This window comes from Gulosibacter molinativorax, assembly GCF_003010915.2.
Lineage (GTDB): Bacteria > Actinomycetota > Actinomycetes > Actinomycetales > Microbacteriaceae > Gulosibacter > Gulosibacter molinativorax.
The window spans coordinates 1,656,719-1,675,702 of sequence record NZ_CP028426.1 but is presented as its reverse complement, the minus strand read 5'-3'; the positions used below and the strand labels follow the sequence as shown (position 1 = coordinate 1,675,702).

The 18,984-nt window shown below is 64.1% G+C and carries 17 protein-coding genes and 1 pseudogene; 2 read left to right on the top strand and 16 right to left on the bottom strand.

Features of this window, described 5'->3' with window-relative positions; translation table 11 throughout:
- Positions 1 to 6: 6 nt before the first annotated feature.
- The 9 genes and pseudogenes from GMOLON4_RS07935 to GMOLON4_RS07895 form a co-directional block, all read right to left on the bottom strand.
- A complete protein-coding gene (locus GMOLON4_RS07935) occupies positions 7 to 573 on the bottom strand; it encodes a signal peptidase II (RefSeq protein ID WP_084147573.1) in 567 nt (188 codons plus the stop codon).
- Positions 570 to 2,474 carry a heavy metal translocating P-type ATPase gene (locus tag GMOLON4_RS07930; RefSeq protein WP_025102590.1) on the bottom strand — a complete coding sequence of 635 codons (1,905 nt, stop codon included), beginning with the start codon at positions 2,472 to 2,474 and terminating at the stop codon, positions 570 to 572. The genes GMOLON4_RS07935 and GMOLON4_RS07930 overlap by 4 nt, the downstream gene beginning before the upstream one ends.
- Positions 2,471 to 2,830, bottom strand: a complete 360-nt coding sequence (cmtR, locus tag GMOLON4_RS07925) for a Cd(II)/Pb(II)-sensing metalloregulatory transcriptional regulator CmtR (RefSeq protein ID WP_025102589.1) — start codon at positions 2,828 to 2,830, stop codon at positions 2,471 to 2,473. The genes GMOLON4_RS07930 and cmtR overlap by 4 nt, the downstream gene beginning before the upstream one ends.
- A gap of 165 nt (positions 2,831 to 2,995) precedes the next feature.
- Entirely contained in the window at positions 2,996 to 3,262 is a 267-nt protein-coding gene (locus tag GMOLON4_RS07920; protein WP_025102588.1) for a DUF6112 family protein, read from the bottom strand.
- 23 nt (positions 3,263 to 3,285) lie between these two features.
- Positions 3,286 to 4,452: pseudogene (locus GMOLON4_RS07915) on the bottom strand (M23 family metallopeptidase); the annotation flags it as partial.
- A gap of 12 nt (positions 4,453 to 4,464) precedes the next feature.
- Entirely contained in the window at positions 4,465 to 5,145 is a 681-nt protein-coding gene (locus GMOLON4_RS07910) for a hypothetical protein (RefSeq protein ID WP_025102586.1), read from the bottom strand.
- Positions 5,146 to 5,175: 30 nt separating this feature from the next.
- Positions 5,176 to 6,192 carry a ParB N-terminal domain-containing protein gene (locus tag GMOLON4_RS07905; protein ID WP_026937356.1) on the bottom strand — a complete coding sequence of 339 codons (1,017 nt, stop codon included), beginning with the start codon at positions 6,190 to 6,192 and terminating at the stop codon, positions 5,176 to 5,178.
- The gene (locus tag GMOLON4_RS07900) at positions 6,189 to 7,001 is read right to left on the bottom strand and encodes a hypothetical protein (protein ID WP_035733160.1); all 813 of its coding nucleotides are present in this window, start codon (positions 6,999 to 7,001) and stop codon (positions 6,189 to 6,191) included. Before GMOLON4_RS07900 ends, GMOLON4_RS07905 begins: the two co-directional genes overlap by 4 nt.
- Positions 6,989 to 8,394, bottom strand: a protein-coding gene (locus GMOLON4_RS07895; RefSeq protein WP_265415416.1) for an IS3 family transposase whose coding sequence is annotated in 2 segments (ribosomal slippage) — positions 6,989 to 8,037 and positions 8,037 to 8,394 — 1,407 coding nt in all. Because the reading frame shifts where the segments join, the coding sequence is not laid out codon by codon here. Before GMOLON4_RS07895 ends, GMOLON4_RS07900 begins: the two co-directional genes overlap by 13 nt.
- 278 nt (positions 8,395 to 8,672) lie before the next feature.
- Between GMOLON4_RS07895 and GMOLON4_RS07890 the strand changes: the two genes are divergently transcribed.
- Positions 8,673 to 9,608 (top strand): DUF6545 domain-containing protein, encoded by a 936-nt coding sequence (locus GMOLON4_RS07890; RefSeq protein ID WP_035734009.1) that lies wholly within the window; start codon positions 8,673 to 8,675, stop codon positions 9,606 to 9,608.
- Positions 9,609 to 9,785: 177 nt separating this feature from the next.
- Here GMOLON4_RS07890 and GMOLON4_RS07885 read toward each other — a convergent pair whose 3' ends face one another.
- Positions 9,786 to 11,342 (bottom strand): IS1182 family transposase, encoded by a 1,557-nt coding sequence (locus tag GMOLON4_RS07885; RefSeq protein ID WP_106486782.1) that lies wholly within the window; start codon positions 11,340 to 11,342, stop codon positions 9,786 to 9,788.
- A gap of 169 nt (positions 11,343 to 11,511) precedes the next feature.
- Between GMOLON4_RS07885 and GMOLON4_RS07880 the strand changes: the two genes are divergently transcribed.
- Positions 11,512 to 12,669 carry an alpha/beta hydrolase gene (locus tag GMOLON4_RS07880; RefSeq protein ID WP_051267424.1) on the top strand — a complete coding sequence of 386 codons (1,158 nt, stop codon included), beginning with the start codon at positions 11,512 to 11,514 and terminating at the stop codon, positions 12,667 to 12,669.
- On the opposite strand, the gene GMOLON4_RS07875 is transcribed toward GMOLON4_RS07880, so the two are convergent.
- From GMOLON4_RS07875 to GMOLON4_RS07850, 6 genes are all read right to left on the bottom strand, one after another.
- Positions 12,650 to 13,207, bottom strand: coding sequence for a hypothetical protein (locus GMOLON4_RS07875; RefSeq protein WP_245575567.1), 558 nt, complete (start codon positions 13,205 to 13,207; stop codon positions 12,650 to 12,652). The two genes, GMOLON4_RS07880 and GMOLON4_RS07875, sit on opposite strands and share 20 nt — an antisense overlap.
- Before the next feature lie 3 nt (positions 13,208 to 13,210).
- Positions 13,211 to 13,399, bottom strand: a complete 189-nt coding sequence (locus GMOLON4_RS07870; protein WP_026937853.1) for a helix-turn-helix domain-containing protein — start codon at positions 13,397 to 13,399, stop codon at positions 13,211 to 13,213.
- Between the two features lie 251 nt (positions 13,400 to 13,650).
- Positions 13,651 to 14,865, bottom strand: a complete 1,215-nt coding sequence (locus tag GMOLON4_RS07865; RefSeq protein WP_026937887.1) for an IS4 family transposase — start codon at positions 14,863 to 14,865, stop codon at positions 13,651 to 13,653.
- 327 nt (positions 14,866 to 15,192) lie between these two features.
- Complete coding sequence (locus GMOLON4_RS07860; protein ID WP_084147698.1) at positions 15,193 to 17,472, bottom strand: heavy metal translocating P-type ATPase; 2,280 nt, start codon at positions 17,470 to 17,472, stop codon at positions 15,193 to 15,195.
- Between the two features lie 93 nt (positions 17,473 to 17,565).
- Positions 17,566 to 18,144, bottom strand: coding sequence for a CueP family metal-binding protein (locus GMOLON4_RS07855; protein ID WP_026937801.1), 579 nt, complete (start codon positions 18,142 to 18,144; stop codon positions 17,566 to 17,568).
- Between the two features lie 131 nt (positions 18,145 to 18,275).
- A complete protein-coding gene (locus GMOLON4_RS07850; RefSeq protein WP_026937802.1) occupies positions 18,276 to 18,872 on the bottom strand; it encodes a DUF305 domain-containing protein in 597 nt (198 codons plus the stop codon).
- Between the last annotated feature and the right edge of the window lie 112 nt (positions 18,873 to 18,984).

Here is an 18,984-nt window from a genome sequence, read left to right as displayed (position 1 = left end):
CGACCATCATTGTTCGTTCCTGGTGTGGTGTGGGCCTCGGAGGTAGAGCAGGAGGCCGAGGGCGACGCCGACGCCGAGGATGACGTCGGCAAGGTTTCCGATGAACAGGTTGCCGTAAGCGAGGAAGTCGGTGACGTGACCGCGGCCGAACCCGGGTGGGGCGAACAGCCGGTCCAGGAGGTTGCCGACTGCGCCGCCCCACACTAGGCCGATCGCGACCGCCCACCCGGCCGATCGAGTGCGCGCGGCCGCGATGAGTAGGGCGATGGATGCCGCGGTCGCGATGACGGTGAGCAGCCACGTTGAATCGGACCCTAAGGACATGACGGTGCCGGGGTTGAAGGCGAGCTGCAAGCCGAGCCAGTCTCCCAACAGCGGGATGCGGTCATCCTCACTGAGCTGTGCGAGGGCGAGTGCCTTGCTGCCTTGGTCGATCAGCACTGCGCCGGCGGCGACGGCGCACGCGAGCAGGAACCAGCGGAACCGGACGCGCGCCACCGTGCGGGCAGAACTCGCTTCCACGGCTTCCGCTGATCCCGGGGAGGGAGCGGAGCCGTCAAGGGGATCGGTCATGCCTTCGTGCGCCGCGCAGCACGGAGCCCGTTGAGGATGACGACGACTTCCGCGACCTCGTGCACGAGCACCACCGCGGCAAGTCCGAGGACTCCAGTGATTGCCAACGGCAGAAGGACGACGATGATCGCGATCGACAGCACGACGTTCTGGTTGATGATGTTGCGGCCGCGGCGGGCGTGGGCAAGGGCCTGCGGGATGAGGCGCAGGTCGTGGCCGGTAAATGCGACGTCGGCCGACTCGATCGCGGCATCCGCGCCCTTGGCCCCCATCGCGATCCCAACATCCGCGGCCGCGAGAGCGGGAGCATCGTTGATGCCGTCGCCGATCATGGCCGTGGGCTGAGACTTCGACAACTCCGCCACGGCCGTGGCCTTGTCCTCGGGGCGCAGCTCGGCGCGCACGTCCTTGATGCCGGACTGGTCGGCCAAGGCAGCGGCGGTCCGCGCGTTATCGCCGGTGAGCATCGTCACCCCGATCCCGCGGCGGTTCAGCGTGGCGATGACCTCGGGAACCTCGGGGCGTAGCTCGTCCCGCACCCCGATCGCCCCGGCTGGCTGATCGTTGCGGTGGACGATGACGACGGTCATCCCCTCGGATTCCATCGCTTGCGCCTGGTCGGTCAGCGTGCCCGCGTCGAGCCAGCGGGGGCTCCCCACGGCGAGACGGGCACCGTCGAGGGTGCCGGTGATGCCATGTCCGGCGGTCTCGGTGACGCCTTCAGCGATCGGGGCATCGAATACGGCATTCGTGATTGCGGCGGCCAGCGGATGCGTACTGTTGCCTTCCAGGCTCGCCGCCCAAGCTAGCGCGTCTTCTTCGGTCACGCCCGCGGCGGTCACGACGCGAGTCACGGTGGGCTCGTTGCGGGTCAGGGTGCCAGTCTTGTCGACGGCAAGGTGACGTATGCCGCCGAACCGTTCGAACGCAGCCCCGGACTTCACGACCACCCCGAACTTCGAAGCAGCGCCGATCGCAGAGACGACCGTAACCGGGACGGCGATCGCCAACGCGCACGGCGACGCGGCGACCAGCACCACCAGGGCGCGGGTGATCCACAGCTCCCAGTCGCCGGTCAGCAGCGACCCGAGCACGCCGACTAGCACGGCGAGGATCATCACGCCGGGCACCAGCGGTCGGGCGATCCGGTCGGCCAGGCGGGCACGGTCGCCCTTCTCAGCCTGCGCCTGTTCGACCAGCTCCACGATGGTGGTGAGCGAGTTGTCGGTGCCTGCGGCGGTAGCCTCGACCTCGAGAACGCCGGTGGTGTTGATCGACCCGGCCGACACGTCGGTGCCCGGTTCGACCTCGACCGGGATCGACTCGCCCGTGATCGCGGACGTGTCCAGGCTGCTCCGCCCGGCGCGCACGGTGCCGTCGGTGGCGATCCGTTCGCCCGGCCGGACCACGAGGAAATCCCCGACGCGCAGCTCCTTCGCCTCGACCTCGGCCGTGGCGTCGCCGCGTTTGACGAGTGCGGTGTCGGGCACGAGCTTCAACAGTGCCCGCAACCCGGCGCGGGCACGGTCCATCGCCTTGTCTTCCAGCGCCTCCGCGATGGAGTACAAGAACGCCAGCGCGGCGGCCTCCTCGACGTAGCCGAGGATCACCGCACCGGTGGCGCTGATCGTCATCAGCAGCCCGATGCCGAGCTTGCCCTTCGTGAACAGCTTGCGCAGCGCACCCGGTACAAACGTGGACGCGCCCAGCAGCAAGCCAATCCAAAACAGCACCAGACCCGCGGTCTCGGCGCCGGTCCACTCGCACACCAGACCGGCGGCGAACGCGACACCCGAAGCGATCGGGATCAGAACGCTGGGGCTCCGATACCACGGCCGATCATCGTCATCATCGTCGTCGAGGTCGACGTGCTCGACCTGCGAACCCGTGAAGGCGCTCACGCCCGAGCCTCCCCCGCCACGCAGCCCTCGACTCCGCAGTCGGGGTCCATGCACGGCACGCTCTCGTCGACCGCAAGCGTCACGTCCACCAGCGCTGTCAGCGCACGGGCGAGGTGCGGGTCTGCGACCTCGTAGCGGGTCTGCCGACCCTCGGGCTCGGCCACCACGATCCCGCACCCGCGCAGACACGTCAGGTGGTTTGACACGTTCGAGCGTGAAAGCCCCAAATCGCGAGACAGCACCGCCGGGTAGCTCGGGCCAGCCAGGAGGGTCAGGAGGATGCGAGAGCGGGTCGGGTCGGCCATCGCCCGACCGAGCCGGTTCATCACGTCGATTCGATCCGTAAGAGTCAGCATCCAATGACTATACATCATCTGATGTACTTCAGCGTACCCGGTAACTTGACGCTGGTCTCGGCTGCCAAAACGTCTTGATGGACTTCGCATCAACAACTCAAACGCAAACGGCCAAAGCGAAAAGATCGCGACAACACCATGTCATGGTCAAGGCCAGCAGCACTGCTACAGCTGCCCACCGACGTCGATGAGCCAGTTCACCCAGGTAACGCCACCACCGGCGAGGATCGCGGCGCCGAGTGCGACGAAGACCCCGGCGCGCGCCTTCGCGGCGACACCAGGGTTGCCCGTCGACGTGGCGATGGCCCAGGTGATCGCGCTGATGATGATCATGAGTACCGCGACGATTAGGATGATGGTGAGCATCGCGCCGATCACGACTCTGAGGTCACCGATACCGCTGAGGCTGCCGAAGTCAGGAAACACGTTCATCAGAGGCCGCCTCCAAGCGCGGAACATCCGGCTGCTGCCGTGGCTTCGGGGAGATCTGCTGCATTGTGATCATTGAGCCATTTCGCAGCATCCACTGCTTCGCCGTTCGTTCCACCTGGTCGAACCTCGAAGTGCAGATGTGGGCCCGTTGAGCGCCCGGATGACCCCACATCGCCGATGTGTTGCCCGGCGACAACGCGCTCGCCGACGATGACGTGGATGCCGTGCTGCCACATGTGCGCATAGCCGGTCGCGACCGTCACGCCACCGAGGCGGTGCTCGATTACGATTAGGCCGCCGTAGCCTCCAGAGAACTCGGCAACCGTCACGACACCGTCAGCCGCGGCGAGGATCGGCGTCCCATCCGGCGCTGCGAAGTCTGTGCCGCTGTGGAAGGCGCTCTCGCCGGTGAGGGGATCGGTTCGTGGGCCGAAGTCACTGGTGTGCACCCAGGTTCCCTCCGGCAACGGGAACACGACGCGCGAGGCCTCCGCAACGTCGACGACAGGCGATGCAGGGGTCGTCGTCGGTGCTGTTGCGGCCGATGTGCCGCGAGTGAGCGTCGCGAGGATCGTCGCGGCGACGGGCTCGTAGTTGTTGTATCGGTCGGGATACGCCGACACTTCGACGGCTTGCGCGACTTCGCCCTTGCCCATGCTCTGCCAGCCGGGGATGTCCAGAAGACCACGGGGCGAGGGGTAGTTGGGGCCGGTCGGGCCGCCGAAAAATGCTTTGGCTTGGTATTCGGGATCCATCAGCTCGGCGACCGAGCCCCAGCCCGATTGTGGTCGCATCTGGAACAGGCCGAGTGAGTCGTGATCGGAGCCGTTCCCATCGTTCGGATAGCTGCCGGACTCGGGGTAGGTGCCGGTGTTCGCGAGCTGTCGAAGCGTTGACTCGGTCAGCGCTGCCATCAGTGCAATCTGGATGGCGTCCCTCGTCACACCGTCGATGCTCGATCCGACGGTGATGATCGTCGCAGCGTGCGTGAGCTGTTGCTTGTTCAGGGTGAATGTCTCACCGTTTGCGGTCGTGACCACGAGAGAGTCCGGCACGTTTCCGACGGTGAGTCCCGACGAGGCAAGGCACGCGACGGCGGTGGGGTTCACCACCAGTCCGACAGTGACGAGTCCGAGGGTCGGTGCGAGCAACATCAAGGCGACCACTGCGATGGCGAGTTTCTTCATCATGAGCCAGTCGTCCTAACGCAGCGGATTGTTCAATTGCGAGAGCCGCAGGACGTAGCAAGGGTCCTCGGCTGGGCACGCGATGAAGATCGTGAACGCGACCGGATGCTCTGCGGCGACCGGGTCGCCGTTCCACACGCCGGATCGCTGGCGGATGCCCTCGATCGTGTATGCCGCGGCGCCGTCGGGGAGCTGCCCCGGGCGAGCCTGCGCGAGCGCATCAGCCCAGGCATCCGGCACGAACACTGAGGTGATCTCCAACCGCTGCGTCGTTGCGTACGGTCGCAGCTGCGCCCACGCGCTCGACGTGGGCAGGTAAGTGGCGATGTCGGCTGCGAGTCCCGACTGTTCGAAGCCGGTCGGGTCGGCGACGTCGAGCATGACTGCGGTGTAGTCGAGCGGCAGGAACCCACTGCCGGTGTCCCAGGTGAACAGTGCCGCGGCGACGCTGCGCGCGAACGCCTCGGCGTCGGTGGTCGGTGGGATCGACGGGATCCGAGGTGGTGAGGTCGGCTCACGAGAGGGTTCTGCGCTCGGAGCAGCACTCGACAATGGAGGATCAGTTGACTCGGTGGGTTGCTCGGATCCGATGACGAGTCCGTAGACGCCGATTCCGGCGACAAGGATCGCCAGCGACAGAGCCGCGATGAGGACGATCAGAGTGCGGCGTGCGCGGGGAGCGGTAGGAAGCTTCATGCGGGACAGGTGCGCCGCATTAGTCTCGGATCAGAGGGCGCGAAGGTTCCCCACCTGGGTCGGGGACTCGGCGTCCGCCCGATCAATGTCTCGCGCGGCACGGAGTCGCTCCGCAACCTGAACGGTGGCTTCAACAACGTGCAGGAACATCTCGATCTCGGCGTCACTCAGTTGGCGAGCCAGTTCGTCGACGTCGAAGTGGCGCCACCAGCCGTCGAGTTCCGTCCACGTGACGACGAATGCGCGAATCGGCCACGGCTCGTCGCCGTCGACGCGCGAGGTCAGCGCGCTTGGCGAAGGTCGGCGTTTGGGCTTCGGAGCGTTCTTGATGCGCGCGAGTGCTTCTTCAGCCAGCTTCGCCACATCCACAGCGTCACCATCGGGTTGTGCCGCGGTCACGAGCTGCCGAGCACGCTGGAAGCCCGGGTGCACGGGAGCGCCCGATCCGATGAGTTCCAGCTCGGCTCCGATGCCTTCTCGCACGGAGTCGGGCTGACTTTCGTCGTCCGCCATCTGCTGCAGGTAGTTGATCTTCTCCAGCGTCGTGTGAGAGGCGCCCTCCGGGATCATGGCGGCAGCCTGCTCGCGTGTGTCTCCGACAGAGTCTGACGGTGCCGCAAAATTTGCGGCACCGTCATTTCCCGGCTGATTCTCGGTGCTGAATCGGGTTGCTTCTTGGCGACGGGCGGCATCCTCAGCCATCAACGTCTTGATCTCCCGGTACAGCGCGGCATTCTCCAGTTGGGTGAGCGACTTGTGCAGCGCGTTGTCATCCTGCTCAGCAAGCAGGTGCGCAAGTTCTCCCGAGATCCCCGAGCGCACCCAGACCTTGACGTGCATCCACCCCAGTCGCTTGATCGCGGCCAGACGACGGGCACCGCACACGAGATTGCCCTCCGGCGTCACAGTGATCGGTTGCAGCAATCCATCCCGTTCGATCGACGCGGCGAGGAGAGCGAGTTCCCCGAGATCTCTGCGGTGACGATGGCCAACGTGGATTGAGTCGACAGCTCGCTCCAGCTCAATGTGCCCGTCGTGCGTACTCATCGTCCGCTCCCGTGTTTGGGCGCAGACGTCACGATGATCGACACGAGGTCGTCATCGAGCAGCAGGTCAGGAAGAGTCTCGCCGACAAGGATGCGAAGGAGGATGCCGCGGCCGGTGCTCGTTGCGCGATACGCGGGGTTTGGGTGTCCGAGAAGTGCGTGCAGCAGGGCCGACCACGCATCGCCGGGCAGATCGAGCAGAGCGCGAGCATGCTTGTCGCGGCGCAACACTTCGTAGGCGCTCTGCCGAGACCCTGCCCGTGCGATCGCGCCACACACGTGCTCGACCGCTGCGCGGGTTGTGCTCTCCGGCCAACCCAACGTCGCGAACAACGCGATTGAGACCTCGATCGCCTGTTCCGCGGTGCCTACCTCGTCATTCTTGTCGACGGCGTCAGCCTCAGTTTCGAGGTACTTGTCGACCACATGGAACGCGGGATGGTAGTCGGCCAGTGGATTCTCGCGGTCGGCGAATCGTTCAGGGTCATGGAAGGCGGAGACGTGCGGGCGGCGAGCTTGGTGCGTCGCGCACAGCAGCCCCTGCCCGCGCTCTTCGGCGATGCACGTGATCTGCACGCCGCGAGTGACGACGGCCCAGGGGTCGTCAGCCTCGCGCGCCGAACGAGTTCGCATCACGTCGAAGGCTGCGGACGCGGCCTCCCACGGGTCGAGGCCGTGTTTGCGAGCGAGCGCGGCGTATTTCTCGGCAGCGAACGTGGCGAGTTCAGCGGCTACGCGGTCGTGTTTCCAGGCGCGGGCTCCCCGGTATTTGTCAAGGTGAATGAGGCCGGTGGGTGTTAGGCAGCTAATTCGATCTCGTCGACAGATGGCGGGTTGATCCACGCCGCCGGTTCCCGCTCAAGAATCTTCGGACGGGCCTGTGCTCGGGTACCGAAGCGTTCCGGATGCGCTCGACGAGCAGCGTCCAGGGTCGCGTCACGGTCTCGATCAACCATGTCAGCAAGCCCGTAATGCACATCCGCAGGCGTATGCATCCCGATCCCGGAATGCCGGTGATGATGGTTATAGGCATGCACGAACTCGTCCAGGAACTGCCGCGCATGGACCAGTGACGAGAACCGGTCAGGGAACTCCGGCAGGTATTTCATCGTCTTGAAGAGCGCTTCCGAATACGGATTATCATTCGACACGTGCGGGCGGGAACGCGACCGCACCACCCCAAGATCGGCCAGCAGCGTCTGCACCGTTTTCGAAGTCATCGATGGGCCACCATCAGAATGCACGACCTGCGGGGTGCCGTGGATCCCGAACGCGTCCAGCATCATCTCTTTGGCGAGGACCCCGTCCTCGCAGGAATGCACGATCGCGCCCACGATATAGCGGGAGAAAATATCGATCATCACGTACGCGTCGTAATACGTGCCCTTCACCGGCCCCGGGAGCTTCGTAATATCCCACGAGAAAACTTCCCCAGGCGCGGTCGCGATCAACTCCGGCACCTTCCGTGGCGGATGCGTCGCAAGCCGGCGACGTTCCCGCACCAAGGAGTTCTCGCCCAGCACGCGATACATCGTGGACACCGACCCGACATACTCGCCCCGCTCCAGCAGGATCGCGTACACCTGTAACGGCGGCTTATCCACGAACTCCTCGCTATTCAACACCGCCAAGATCCGGGCTCGTTCCGCGAGCGAGAGCTTGTTCACCGGGACCGGGCGCGGGCCAGCAGGCGCCGGGTCAGGACGCCTCGCGCGGGCGATCGCCCGCGCCGCGGTCGCCCGCGACACACCAGTCAAGGTCGCAGCCTGCCGGGTCGGGATCCCGGCATCGGTGAGTTCGAGGTAGGTGTTCATGAGCGCTTCTTGTGCTTCGGGTCGGGGTCCGCGCTCTCGGAGAGTTGTTCCAAGAGCGCGTGTGCTTTTCCCATGATGTCTAACGCCGTTTCCGTGGTCGCAAGCTTCCGCTCGGCTTTGGCGAGTTCTCGCCGTAACCGCGCGATCTCGGCTTGCTCCCGCGAGGGTGCCCCGACCGTGTCGCCGGGCTGTTTGCCCTCGAGGAGGCCCGCGTCACGTTGACGTCGCCATTCCGACATCAATGACGAGTAGAGGCCATGCCGACGCAGGAACGCGCCGCCTTGCCCGGTTTCGCAAGCGGTCTCGTACTCGGACAGGTACTGGAGTTTCTGGGCAGGGGTGAACGACCGACGACGGGTCGGGCCAGTTGGATTCGAGGGAGCGGACACTCTTCCATTGTCCACATCGATCGTGGTGATTGGGGCATTGCTACTCATCAGGTTGGTGGATCCTTCAACACGCCCTACGAGGCGGATTTGCTATGAACCGGTGGACTCACTCAACCCTGGCACGTAGGGGACATCCCTCCGCACACTCGCGCCCGCCTGCTCAGGCGGCAGGATCTTGATTCCGACACCGAGATCGCTGCGGAGTCCCTCGCGGACCGGCTTGCCGCAGGGATCCGAGGGTCCGCTTCTGCGGAGTCGCGCTACTTCGAGGTCTTCGGATGATCCAGACGCTCGTTGCGATCCTCATGTGGGTTCTCGTAGCGAGCCTGCTGGTCTTGCGACGCGGGCGCCCTGATCGCAGTATTACCTACGCATCCCTGACGATCGCGATCGCAATGACGCTCAACGTGGATGCGATCTACCTGGCCGTCGATCCGGTCTTCGGAGGAACGAACATCACGACTCTGCTTTCCGATGCGCTCTTGATGATTGGGCTGTTCTTCCTGGGCCGCGCGGCAATGAAGGCAGGTGAGTATCGTCCCCGGCTGGTGCGAGCCGCCGTTGGGCGCCCCGCGCTGATCCTTGCCCTGGTCACGACGACGGTGTTGTTCTTCTTCATTGACCGAGGCGCGTCGACCGCGACATTCATGCTTGACCTCGGTGAGCAACCGGTGACGGCTGCCTACTCAATGATCGGCTTCACGTACTGCGGCATCGTTCTTGCTGCCATGCTCGCGTTGGCGAGCCGTCAGTTCCGCGTCGCTACCGGGATCCAGCGCATCCCCGCACTTCTCCTACTCCTTGGCTCGACGTGCGGCGTGGGCTTGGCCGTCGTGGTCCTCGTAATGGATGTCGCACACGTCGCGGGTCACCTGGAACTGATGCGCACGTTCGGCGAAGCATACGGGCCGCTCTCGCTGCTCACTTTCCTGTTCTTGTGCGCCGGGTTCGCGGGGCAACCAGTGGTCAGGTCGTTGCGTGAACGCACCCGGCGCGCGCAGATAGCGCAGATCACGGGGGAGCTGGAACCGCTCTGGCAGCGGGCCACGAGCGTTCGCCCCGGGCTCAGCAGTACCGATGCCCTCGGCGCCAGTCTTGACGATCCTGAAGGACGATTGCATCGCGAAGTGGTTGAGATTCGTGACGCCATGATCGATCCACGCGTGACATTCGAGGTGACGCCTGCTGAAGAAACTCTCCTAGGACGCTGCTGATTATTGGGGGTTCAGGAGTCCCCGCGAGTCGCTGAGGGCGATTTTTTGCTCTGCGACGGGGCGTCTTGTCGACTGCTGAACTGCCGGAATCGGATCTCGGTTCCGGCCCGATGGTCCGCCCAGGCCACCCGTGCCCGGCCGTGGCCGGTGGGAGGCAGCAGCCCTCCCTTCGCGGTGTTATCCAAGAACCCAGACCCCGTTCTGACTACTCAAGCCGAGAGTGAGGAGCCGTTTGAGGTTGATACCAGCCGCCCGGTTCAGCCACCAGGCGTTGTTCTTCACAACACCCCGGTAAGGAACCCGGCGGGCCCCGCGTGTCATCCACGCGATCGAGCGTTCAACCATGGGCCTGTGTTGTCGATAGACGGATTGAAAGTCAGGATGCAGGGCGCGCGCCCGGTGTTCACGTTGAATTTCTTGCTGTGGATGCAACACCATTTTGCGGCCGCGGGCGGCGGTCGTGCACTGGGCTCTCAGCGGGCAACCCGCGCAAGCCGCCCCGAAAGTGACCGTGCGTTTTGAGGTGATCGATCGAGTGATTCCCGCCGGGCAAATGACGGCGCGGTTGGCCTCGTCGATGGTGAAGTCATCAATGGTGAACCCGCCCGGGACGGCTCTGCTCAACGGCATCGGCTTGATGATCGGAACATGCCCAGCAGCGGTGACCTGCGCGAGGAGGTCACCACTGCCATAAGCAGAATCGCCGAGGACCTCCACCATGTCAGATCCAATGCTGGTGTCCGCGGCCACGAGCTCGACGCCGCGGACCGCGTCACTGTTCTGCGCCCCCGATGCTTTCGTCAACGCGGCCGCGGTCACCAGGCCGGTGTCGGGCTCGATCGCAATGTGGGCTTTGAAGCCGTCTTGTTTCTTCTCCCGGCTCTTGTGTGCGTGGCGAGTGTCGGGGTCAACGGTCGAGATCACCCTGTCGGGTGCGACCTTCCGGGCGATCCGCCAGCGCCCGTCCGTGCCGTCCGATCCCTCGGCCGGTTCAACGTCTTGACCTGCGACGAGAGCGAGGAGCGCGACCGTCTCCTGCTGCGGCTCCGTCAGCATGGTCGTGTCGATCGCCGCGAGCAATGCCAGCGCGTCGGTTACGAGTCGGGAGACAAGGTCGTCCCTGGCCGCTTTGTCATCCCAAGCGATGTCGGGTTTCCCCGGCTGGGCATAGTCATGGCCAGGCAGACCGGCCACGATCGTATCGGCTCCCGGGATCTCCCGACCGACCCGCCGGATCTGCGCAACCAACTGCGTCACCGTGTCCTGGCGGGCAACGGCATCATCCAGAATCGTCGAGTCCAACGCCCGACGCTTACGACCAGAGAGCGCCCCAGACCGCGCAATGACCTCAGCCACCGCCTCGAAAATACGGTGCGGGCGTGTGCTCGCGGCCAGGCGGCGGCGCCAATAGGTCAACACCGTCGGATGGAACGACGTTTCCGTCAATCCGAAACCACACGCCGCTTTCCAACGCAAATCAAACGTCACTGCTTCCGCTGTCTCCCGGTCCGACAACGAGTGCAACGTCTGCAACACCATCACCGAAGCGATCACGTCCGCCGGCGTCGACGGGCGTCCACGGCCCGAGGGAAACAAGTCCGCGAACGCGTCATCGGGGAACAACTCGTGCCGGTGCTCGGCCAGGAACGCGAACACCGACCCAACCGGCAACATGTGACCGGCGAACGCACCGACATCCAACAACTGACGCTGACCATCATCACGACCCTGCATAAATCCAGTCTTAAACACCGGCGCCAGGAACGACAGAGGCGCGCCTTAAACCGCCAAGATAAATCAGCAGTCTCCTAGAGCGGGCTGAGGCGCAACTTCTGGGGCTCGACTCGGGCGTGGCGCGCACAGGTTTGCGCGCGGATCGTGGCGACAGCAGCAGGGAGCACGCATGAAGCGGCGGCTCGCGATCGGCGGTGCTATGGTCGGTGCTGCTGGTGCAGCCCTGGGATGGACGATCGCGCGGAAGCTAACAACACCAGTCGGGCCACGCCGTTTCAAGCTGACCTTGCGCAGCGTTGAGGTCAATGGTGATCGCCAACTTCTTCTGCTCGACCGTACTTGCGATACCGAAGCGCCCGGCACCTACAATCTCTGGTTTGAACGCGGCGGATGGGCGCAACTCGGCAACGAAGTCGAGGATCGTGGTCAGAACCAAGTCGCGCGCGCCCTCGTGGGAGTGTCACCAGGGCTCACGCCGCGAGCTGGTGATCGAGTCTCGTGGAGCGGCATCTACTACGCCACACCCGCCGATGCCGGGCTCGATGCCCGCGACATCTCGATCGTGACGCCGGTGGGCTCGGCGCCTGCATGGCGCGTCGACGGTGATCTGTCCACCTGGGCGATTCACGTCCACGGACTTGGCAGCCCCCGAGCGGGCACACTCCGTGGCGTACAGGTCGCGACGGAACTAGGACTCACGTCACTCGTGGTGAGTTACCACAACGATGGGGAAGGGCCCACCGCGGGACGTGGTCGGTCCACACTTGGCGCCACCGAAGTCGAAGACATTGAGGCAGCGATCGGATACGCGGTTCGCCGTGGAGCAGAACGGATCGTGCTGTTCGGCTGGTCTATGGGAGCTGCGATCGCACTGCAGGTTGCGCATCGGTCTGACTATGCACCACTGGTAGTGGGACTTGTCCTCGATTCGCCGGTGCTCGACTGGGTGGAGGTCATCAAGGCAAACTGCAAGCGCGCTGGGCTCCCGGGTGGCGCTGGTCTGCTTGCCGTTCCGTGGCTCACCCTCGGCACGCTCGCCCGACTACTGGGGTTGCCTGTTCGCATCCCGCTACGAGAATTCGACTGGGTGACCCGCGCCGAGGAACTCGCCGTGCCGAAACTCATCCTTCACGGCAGTCACGATGACTCGGTACCGATCAGATTGTCGTCGGTGCTCGCAGAACGTCGTAAGGACCTGGTGCAGTTGGAAGTATTCGACGCCGGGCACACGCTGGCCTGGAACTCGGACTCTCAGCGATGGAAATCTTCTGTCTCGACTTGGTTGTCCGAGGGGCCACTGGCCGGAATCAGACGTCCGGAGCGCTGAGCTGCTTCGCCTGCTCGACCTGCTCGGTGGCCAGATAGCGGAAACTTTGCGAGGGTTCGATACCGAGTACCGTCCTGAGTGAATTGAGCGGCACCGGTTGTTCCCAGGAGTCTGGGCAGTCAACCTCCAAGAGCGTCGATTCGTCGGCGCCTTCGAGGTACGCGTTGAGGTCGCTCTCGCTAATACCAATGTCCGATCCATGCAATCCCCACACGCAATCAGGGTTCACCTTGATCGTTCGCCGAAGACGCACGGTGCCGAGGACCGCTTTCTCAGGGGAACTTGAATACAGAACGACTGTGGTTCCCGGATTCCGTGCGTCGCCCTTTGCAGTCTCGCCGCGTGGTGGAAGCACCTGCACTTTCGAGCCGCGGCGCACCGGCTGGCCAGGCAGCTCGACCGCTTCAGGCTGGTGGCGTTCGAAGACCAGACCGAAGCTGCGTCGCTTCGTCAGAGCGGTGATCTCCTTTTCGAGATCCGCCCCAAGCTGGGGGTCAGCACTGCGGAGTTGACGGAGTAGATCCGTGAGGCGTGACATCGGCTATTCGTTCTCCTGTGTCGAGGCGCCGCCTTGGCGCACCCACTCGTCAACTTCGCTTGCCTGAAACTTCCAGAGGCGTCCGACCTTGTGGGTGGGCATGTTCTGGGTGCTGATCCATGCGTACACTGTGTCTTTGGAGACGCCGAGATGGGAGGCAATCTCATCGGCAGAGATCCATGGCTCAGTCATATCGCCTCCGCGGCGTTTCGGTGGAACAGACGGTACTAAACCCAATACCGTTCAGTTAGCAGCGACTGACGCTGATCGTCGTCTGCTTAGCAGGCTGGGGCCAGTCGGCGTGCTCGGCACGTTTGACGTGCCACTTCACGTACTTCCGTTTCACCACCCGGGGAGCAGAACGGCGTCGACGCACGGGATTGAGCCGCGCAAGGAGCCGGCGAAGGAACCCGAGCCAGCCGGGACCGTCGCGGTCATGCTGGTCAGGGGAAAAAAGCGCCCGGATGGGCGAGGGTTTGACGAGTGATCCGCAACGCAGCAACAAAACTCACCCGGTCCGGATCATGCCCTTGATGGGCGGCAGCCTCGCCCATCAAGGACCGGATCGCGAAGTGGCAGCACAAGTGTCCCCAGATCTCCTGCAACACCAGATCCGGAGACTTGGAACGCAGCACCGTACGCGGCCCTCGTTGGTGGGTCTTGAGCTCGTCGAAGGCCAGCTCGATCTCCCACCGCTGGGAATAACCGGCGGCCAGCTGCGTGGCAGACACCTCATCCGGATCAAGCAGGGTTGTGAACAGACGGTATCGCTCGGGATGTTCGCGGCCGTCATCGATCGTGTAGTCGATCACGCGCACGCGCATCGGCTCGGCCCGCCGGGCTGCGGCCGAGTGCGTCTGGCGCAGGTCAGCCAGCCACGACCCGTCGGGTAGATCCGCGACGTGGACCGGCTTCGGTGCGCTCTTGTCGGTGCGGATCCGCCACAACAAGTCCGCGCCGGTCGCGGTAGCCTTCCGCCACAGGGCGTAGGAGAAGAACCCGCGGTCGGCGGTGAGCACCATCCCCCGTTGCAGCTTCGGCACAAGCCGCGCAGCGAGGGTCGCTTCGGATTCGCGGTAGGGGCCGATCTCAGCAGCGAAGATGGCGTGGGTGCCACACTCCGCCAACGCCACGACCCGGGCTTGGGGGAACGCGGACTGCTCGCCCTTGCTGGTCGCAGGTCGACCGAAGTGCGCGTGGTTCACCGCAGTGTCGGCAACATCGAGGCACATTCCATCGATCGCGACCAGCCGACGGCCCGCCAACCAGACACCCGGCGTGCTCGCGTCACCGATCGGGTTCGCGACTCGCTCGAACAGCGCAGCCAACGGTTCGAACCCCAACCGGGCCCGAGCTTGGAAGATCGCAGACTTGCTCGGTGGTGTGTAGGTTTCGGTCCAGCCAGAGGCCCAGGACAGGCCATCGGTCAATTGCGACCAGATGTCCTCGTACGACCCCTCCGAGTACAGCGCCATTCCGATGGAGAAATACGCCATCACCCGCGCCGGTAGCGAGCGATGACGTTGCTCGGTACGACCTGTCTCGGCGATCACGTCATCGACCACGCCGGGCGGGAACACCCGCGTCAGCACACCGACCGACACCAAATCCGACAACCGACGTTCGGACTCCGACTTCTTCCACCCAGCTCTTGGCATACCACCAAACTACACCGCTGTAACCCTAACTGAACGGTATTGGTACTAAACCGGATCTTATCCGCTACAGGCCAGTTATCTCGGAATGAGTACGGCCTTTCGGTCGCAGCCATGCATCGCGGCAGCATCCGCCCGGGTGGCACGACGAAATCCAGCACGAACGATGACAACCCGGCGTCGCCCCGTTCGGTATGTCGATGTTCATCCACTTACTCATGCCGCGACCGAGTACTGATGATCTGCCCGTCGTTCGGGTGTACTCGGCCGCGGCAACAGGACCGTCGCGTTATCGCGCGCGGCCCGGGTTGATTCGATTCGTCTTCTGACTCAATGGGTCAGGGCGGATTCGCGTTTCGTCGGTTGGAGTGGTGCCAGCTTCTCTGGGTCCAGCTCATGACGACGGAGCAGTTGAGCGTTCAGAGCGACCATGATCGTGGAGAGCGACATCAGCACGGCGGCTGCGGCCGGTGGGAGCGTGAATCCGATCGGCGCGAGCACACCCGCGGCCAGCGGCACAGAGATCACGTTGTAGGCGGTTGCCCACACCAGGTTCTGCACCATCTTCCGGTAGGAGGCATGTGAAAGCTCGATCGCACTCAACACGGCGCGCGGGTCGCTCGATACCAGAACGATGCCTGCCGACTCGATCGCGACGTCGGTACCCGCACCGATCGCGATACCCACGTCCGCGCGGGCAAGAGCAGGTGCGTCATTCACGCCGTCGCCAACCATCGCGACCTTGTAACCGCGGTTCTGCAACGCGGCAACTTTGTCAGACTTGTCACCGGGCAGAACCCCAGCGAAGACCTCATCGATGCCGAGGTCAGCTGCAACCGCGTCCGCCACCTGCTGGGCGTCGCCGGTGATCATGCCCACGCGTATGCCTCGTCGATGCAGTTCATCGATGGCAGCCCGAGACTCGGGACGAATCACATCTTGCAGGGCGAATGCACCTTCGATGCGACCGTCGATAACCGCGAAGAGGACGCTCGATCCAAGCGACTCCCATTCGGAGACCTTCGCTTGAATGCCCTCGGGGATGGACAGACCAAGTGAATCGAGCAGGCGCGGTCCACCGACCCGCACTTCGACGCCATCCACAGTTGCTGTGACCCCTACGCCCGGCTCGGAACGGAACGCGTCCACCGATGGCATTGCCGATCCGGCAGCGTGTTCCTGCGCCCATGCGCCGATGGCGCGGGCGACCGGGTGCTCGCTGGGGGATTCTGCGGCGGCAGCCAGCAGGAACGCGCGCTCCGGGTCGGCGCCCGGGACGATGGTTGCCGCCGTGACCGCGTGGCGACCTTCGGTGAGGGTTCCGGTCTTGTCGAACATGACGACGTCGACGCTGCGCATGCGCTCAAGCGCCAGACGGTCCTTGACGAGAACGCCAGCGCTAGCGGCGCGCTCGGTTGCGATGGAGATCACGAGCGGGATGGCAAGACCCAGAGCATGCGGGCACGCGATGATCAGCACCGTCACGGCGCGGGTGATGGCATCGGCGGGGCTACCGACAATGAGCCACACGATCACCGTGATGATGGCCGCGGTGACTGCGAAGTAGAACAGCAAGGCCGCTGCACGGTCGGCGAGTGCCTGCGCACGGGTGGACGATGCTTGCGCATCAGCAACCAGTCGACGAATGCCAGCCAGCGCGGTGTTCTCGCCAACGGCGGTCACACGAACTTGGATTGCGGAGTCAGTGGCGATGGTGCCCGCTGTGACCGCGTCTCCAGCGGTGCGGGTAACGGTCGTTGATTCACCGGTGACCATGGACTCATCCATGTCGGCGAACCCTGTTTCTACAGTGCCGTCGGCTGGCACGCGCCCTCCGGCTCGCACGAGGACGAGGTCACCCGTTGCGACATCGGTGCTCGGCACTTGCTCCACGGTTCCGTCTTCGCGGACCAGCTCGGCGGTATCGGGCAGCAATGCAGCAAGGGCATCAAGAGCGCTTGATGCCCCACCGAGCGCGCGCATTTCCAGCCAGTGCCCGAGGAGCATGATGACCACGAGCAAGGCGAGTTCCCACCAGAAGTCGAGGTCAAGCCCAGCGCCCAGCGACGTGGCCCAGGACGCGAGGAACGCGACGGTGATGGCCATCGCGATCAGCAGCATCATGCCTGGTTGCCGAAGCCGGATCTCCCGGAGCGCGCCCTTCAAGAACGGCATGCCGCCGTAGAAGAAGATAACCGTGCCAAGGACCGGGGCGATCCATGTCGTCCAGCCGGTTTCAGGTATGTGGTAGCCGAAAATCATCGCGACCATCGGACTAAAGATGACCACCGGAATCGACAGCACAAGCGTCACCCAGAACCGGTTGCGGAACATCGCGACGCTGTGTCCGGCATGCGCACCCGTGTCATGATCCGCGTGGGCGTCGTGGTTCGCTGCCCCGTGGGCATGGCCCGCATGAGCGTCGTGGGCGGCAGGCTGATCCAGACGCGCGTCGGTAGCGGTTTCAGCGTGCGCGTGGTGATCAGGATGCGCCTGTGCCTGATGATGGTTGTGGTGGCCGGATGCGTTGTCCCTAGTTAGCGCCTCCGGCGGGTGATCACCGTGACCTCCCGAGTGGTCGTGGTGCTCATGGGCTGGATCTCGATGCATGGTGAAGTCCTTTCTATCGGCGGGTGCATCGGGCTCGATGCCCCGCTGTTGTCGGGTGGGAGTCGCCGTGTCTCATCGGGCGGCTCCCGAAAATCACGTGAGTTGGAGCGTGGTGATGCAGGTCGCCGCGTCGTTCGCGGTCGAGAACGGGGTTTCGCCGGTCTTCCCGTCGTAGGTCACCTCGATCGTCCCGCTCAGGTTGCGGGGGAGCCAGAACCCAGCGAACCCGTTGTCGAACGTGGTCGTGGTTTCTTCGAGAATCACGTCACCGGTCGCATCGTCGATGAACCGCACCTCGATTTGCTGCGCAGAGAGTTCTCCTCGGCAGGTCGTGAGGCTGTGGTAAAAGCACTCGTGTGTTTGCGAAACGAAGGGGGCAACAGAGACATAGGTCACGTCATCCGGCATGTCCAGGGAGACTTCGGTGACGTTGTCGGTCAGGACGAGGGCATTGGGCTGTACGGATGCGATCAAGTCGGTAGGCCGGTCGCTCACGTTCATCCGGTCGAGCGTGTCGACGATCTCCCTCGCCGACATGTCGGTCAGGTTGTGAGAGGCGAGCAGGTCGGCACTGGGTGTGTTGGGCACCGCAGCATCCGGGGCGGAGCACCCAGCCAGCGTAAGGGAGAGGATTGCCGCAGCTGCCGCGGCAAGGGTTGTGAATCGCTTCATAGCGTCGTCGTCTTTCAGTCGAGGCCCGGCTGTGGCCCTGGGTAGCCAAGGGTGCGCAACCGGTGCTGTGTGTTGGTGTTGCTGGGGTCGGCGCGCAAGTAGTTTCGCGCCGACCCCAGGGGGATGGGTGGTTAGAGGCGCAGCAAGATGTCGCGCATGGTCTCGATCTCACCGTTCTGGGTGTCGATGATCGACTGTGCCATCGAGACGGCATCCGGATTCACCCCGGAATCGACCTGAGCTTGCGCCATCTCCACGGCACCCTCGTGATGCACGATCATCTGCTCCAGGAACAGTCGGCTCGCGTCGGGTCCAGTTGCGGCTTCGAGTGCCTGCATGTCTTCCTCGGTCATCATGCCGTCCATGTGGCCGCCGTGGCCCATGCCCATACCATCGGTTGCGGCCTGGGGCATGCCCCAGGCTTCGAGCATGGTGTTGAGCGTGTCGATCTCAGGCTGTTGTGCGGCTTTGATTTCTTCGGCGAGGGTGACAACACGAGGGTCGATGTCATCCTTCGCGAGAATCAGGTCGGACATATCGACGGCCTGCACATGGTGAGGGACCATCATCTGCGCGAACATCACGTCAGCAGAGTTGAAGTCCTCCGACACTGATGATGGTGCTGTCGAAGTAGCAGGTGCGGGTTCCGCTGGGCCAGTCGTGCAACCGGCAAGGACCAGTCCGGCGGCGAGAATGCCCGGAACAATAAACAAGGTTCGGAGTTTCATGAGTTATTCCAATACGTCGAAGAATTTGGGATCGGCAAAGCGAGGCCATGCGCACATGGCGCGGCCCCGGTAGACCGATCAAGTTCGACTAATGGAGAGTTCTTGCGGCGAC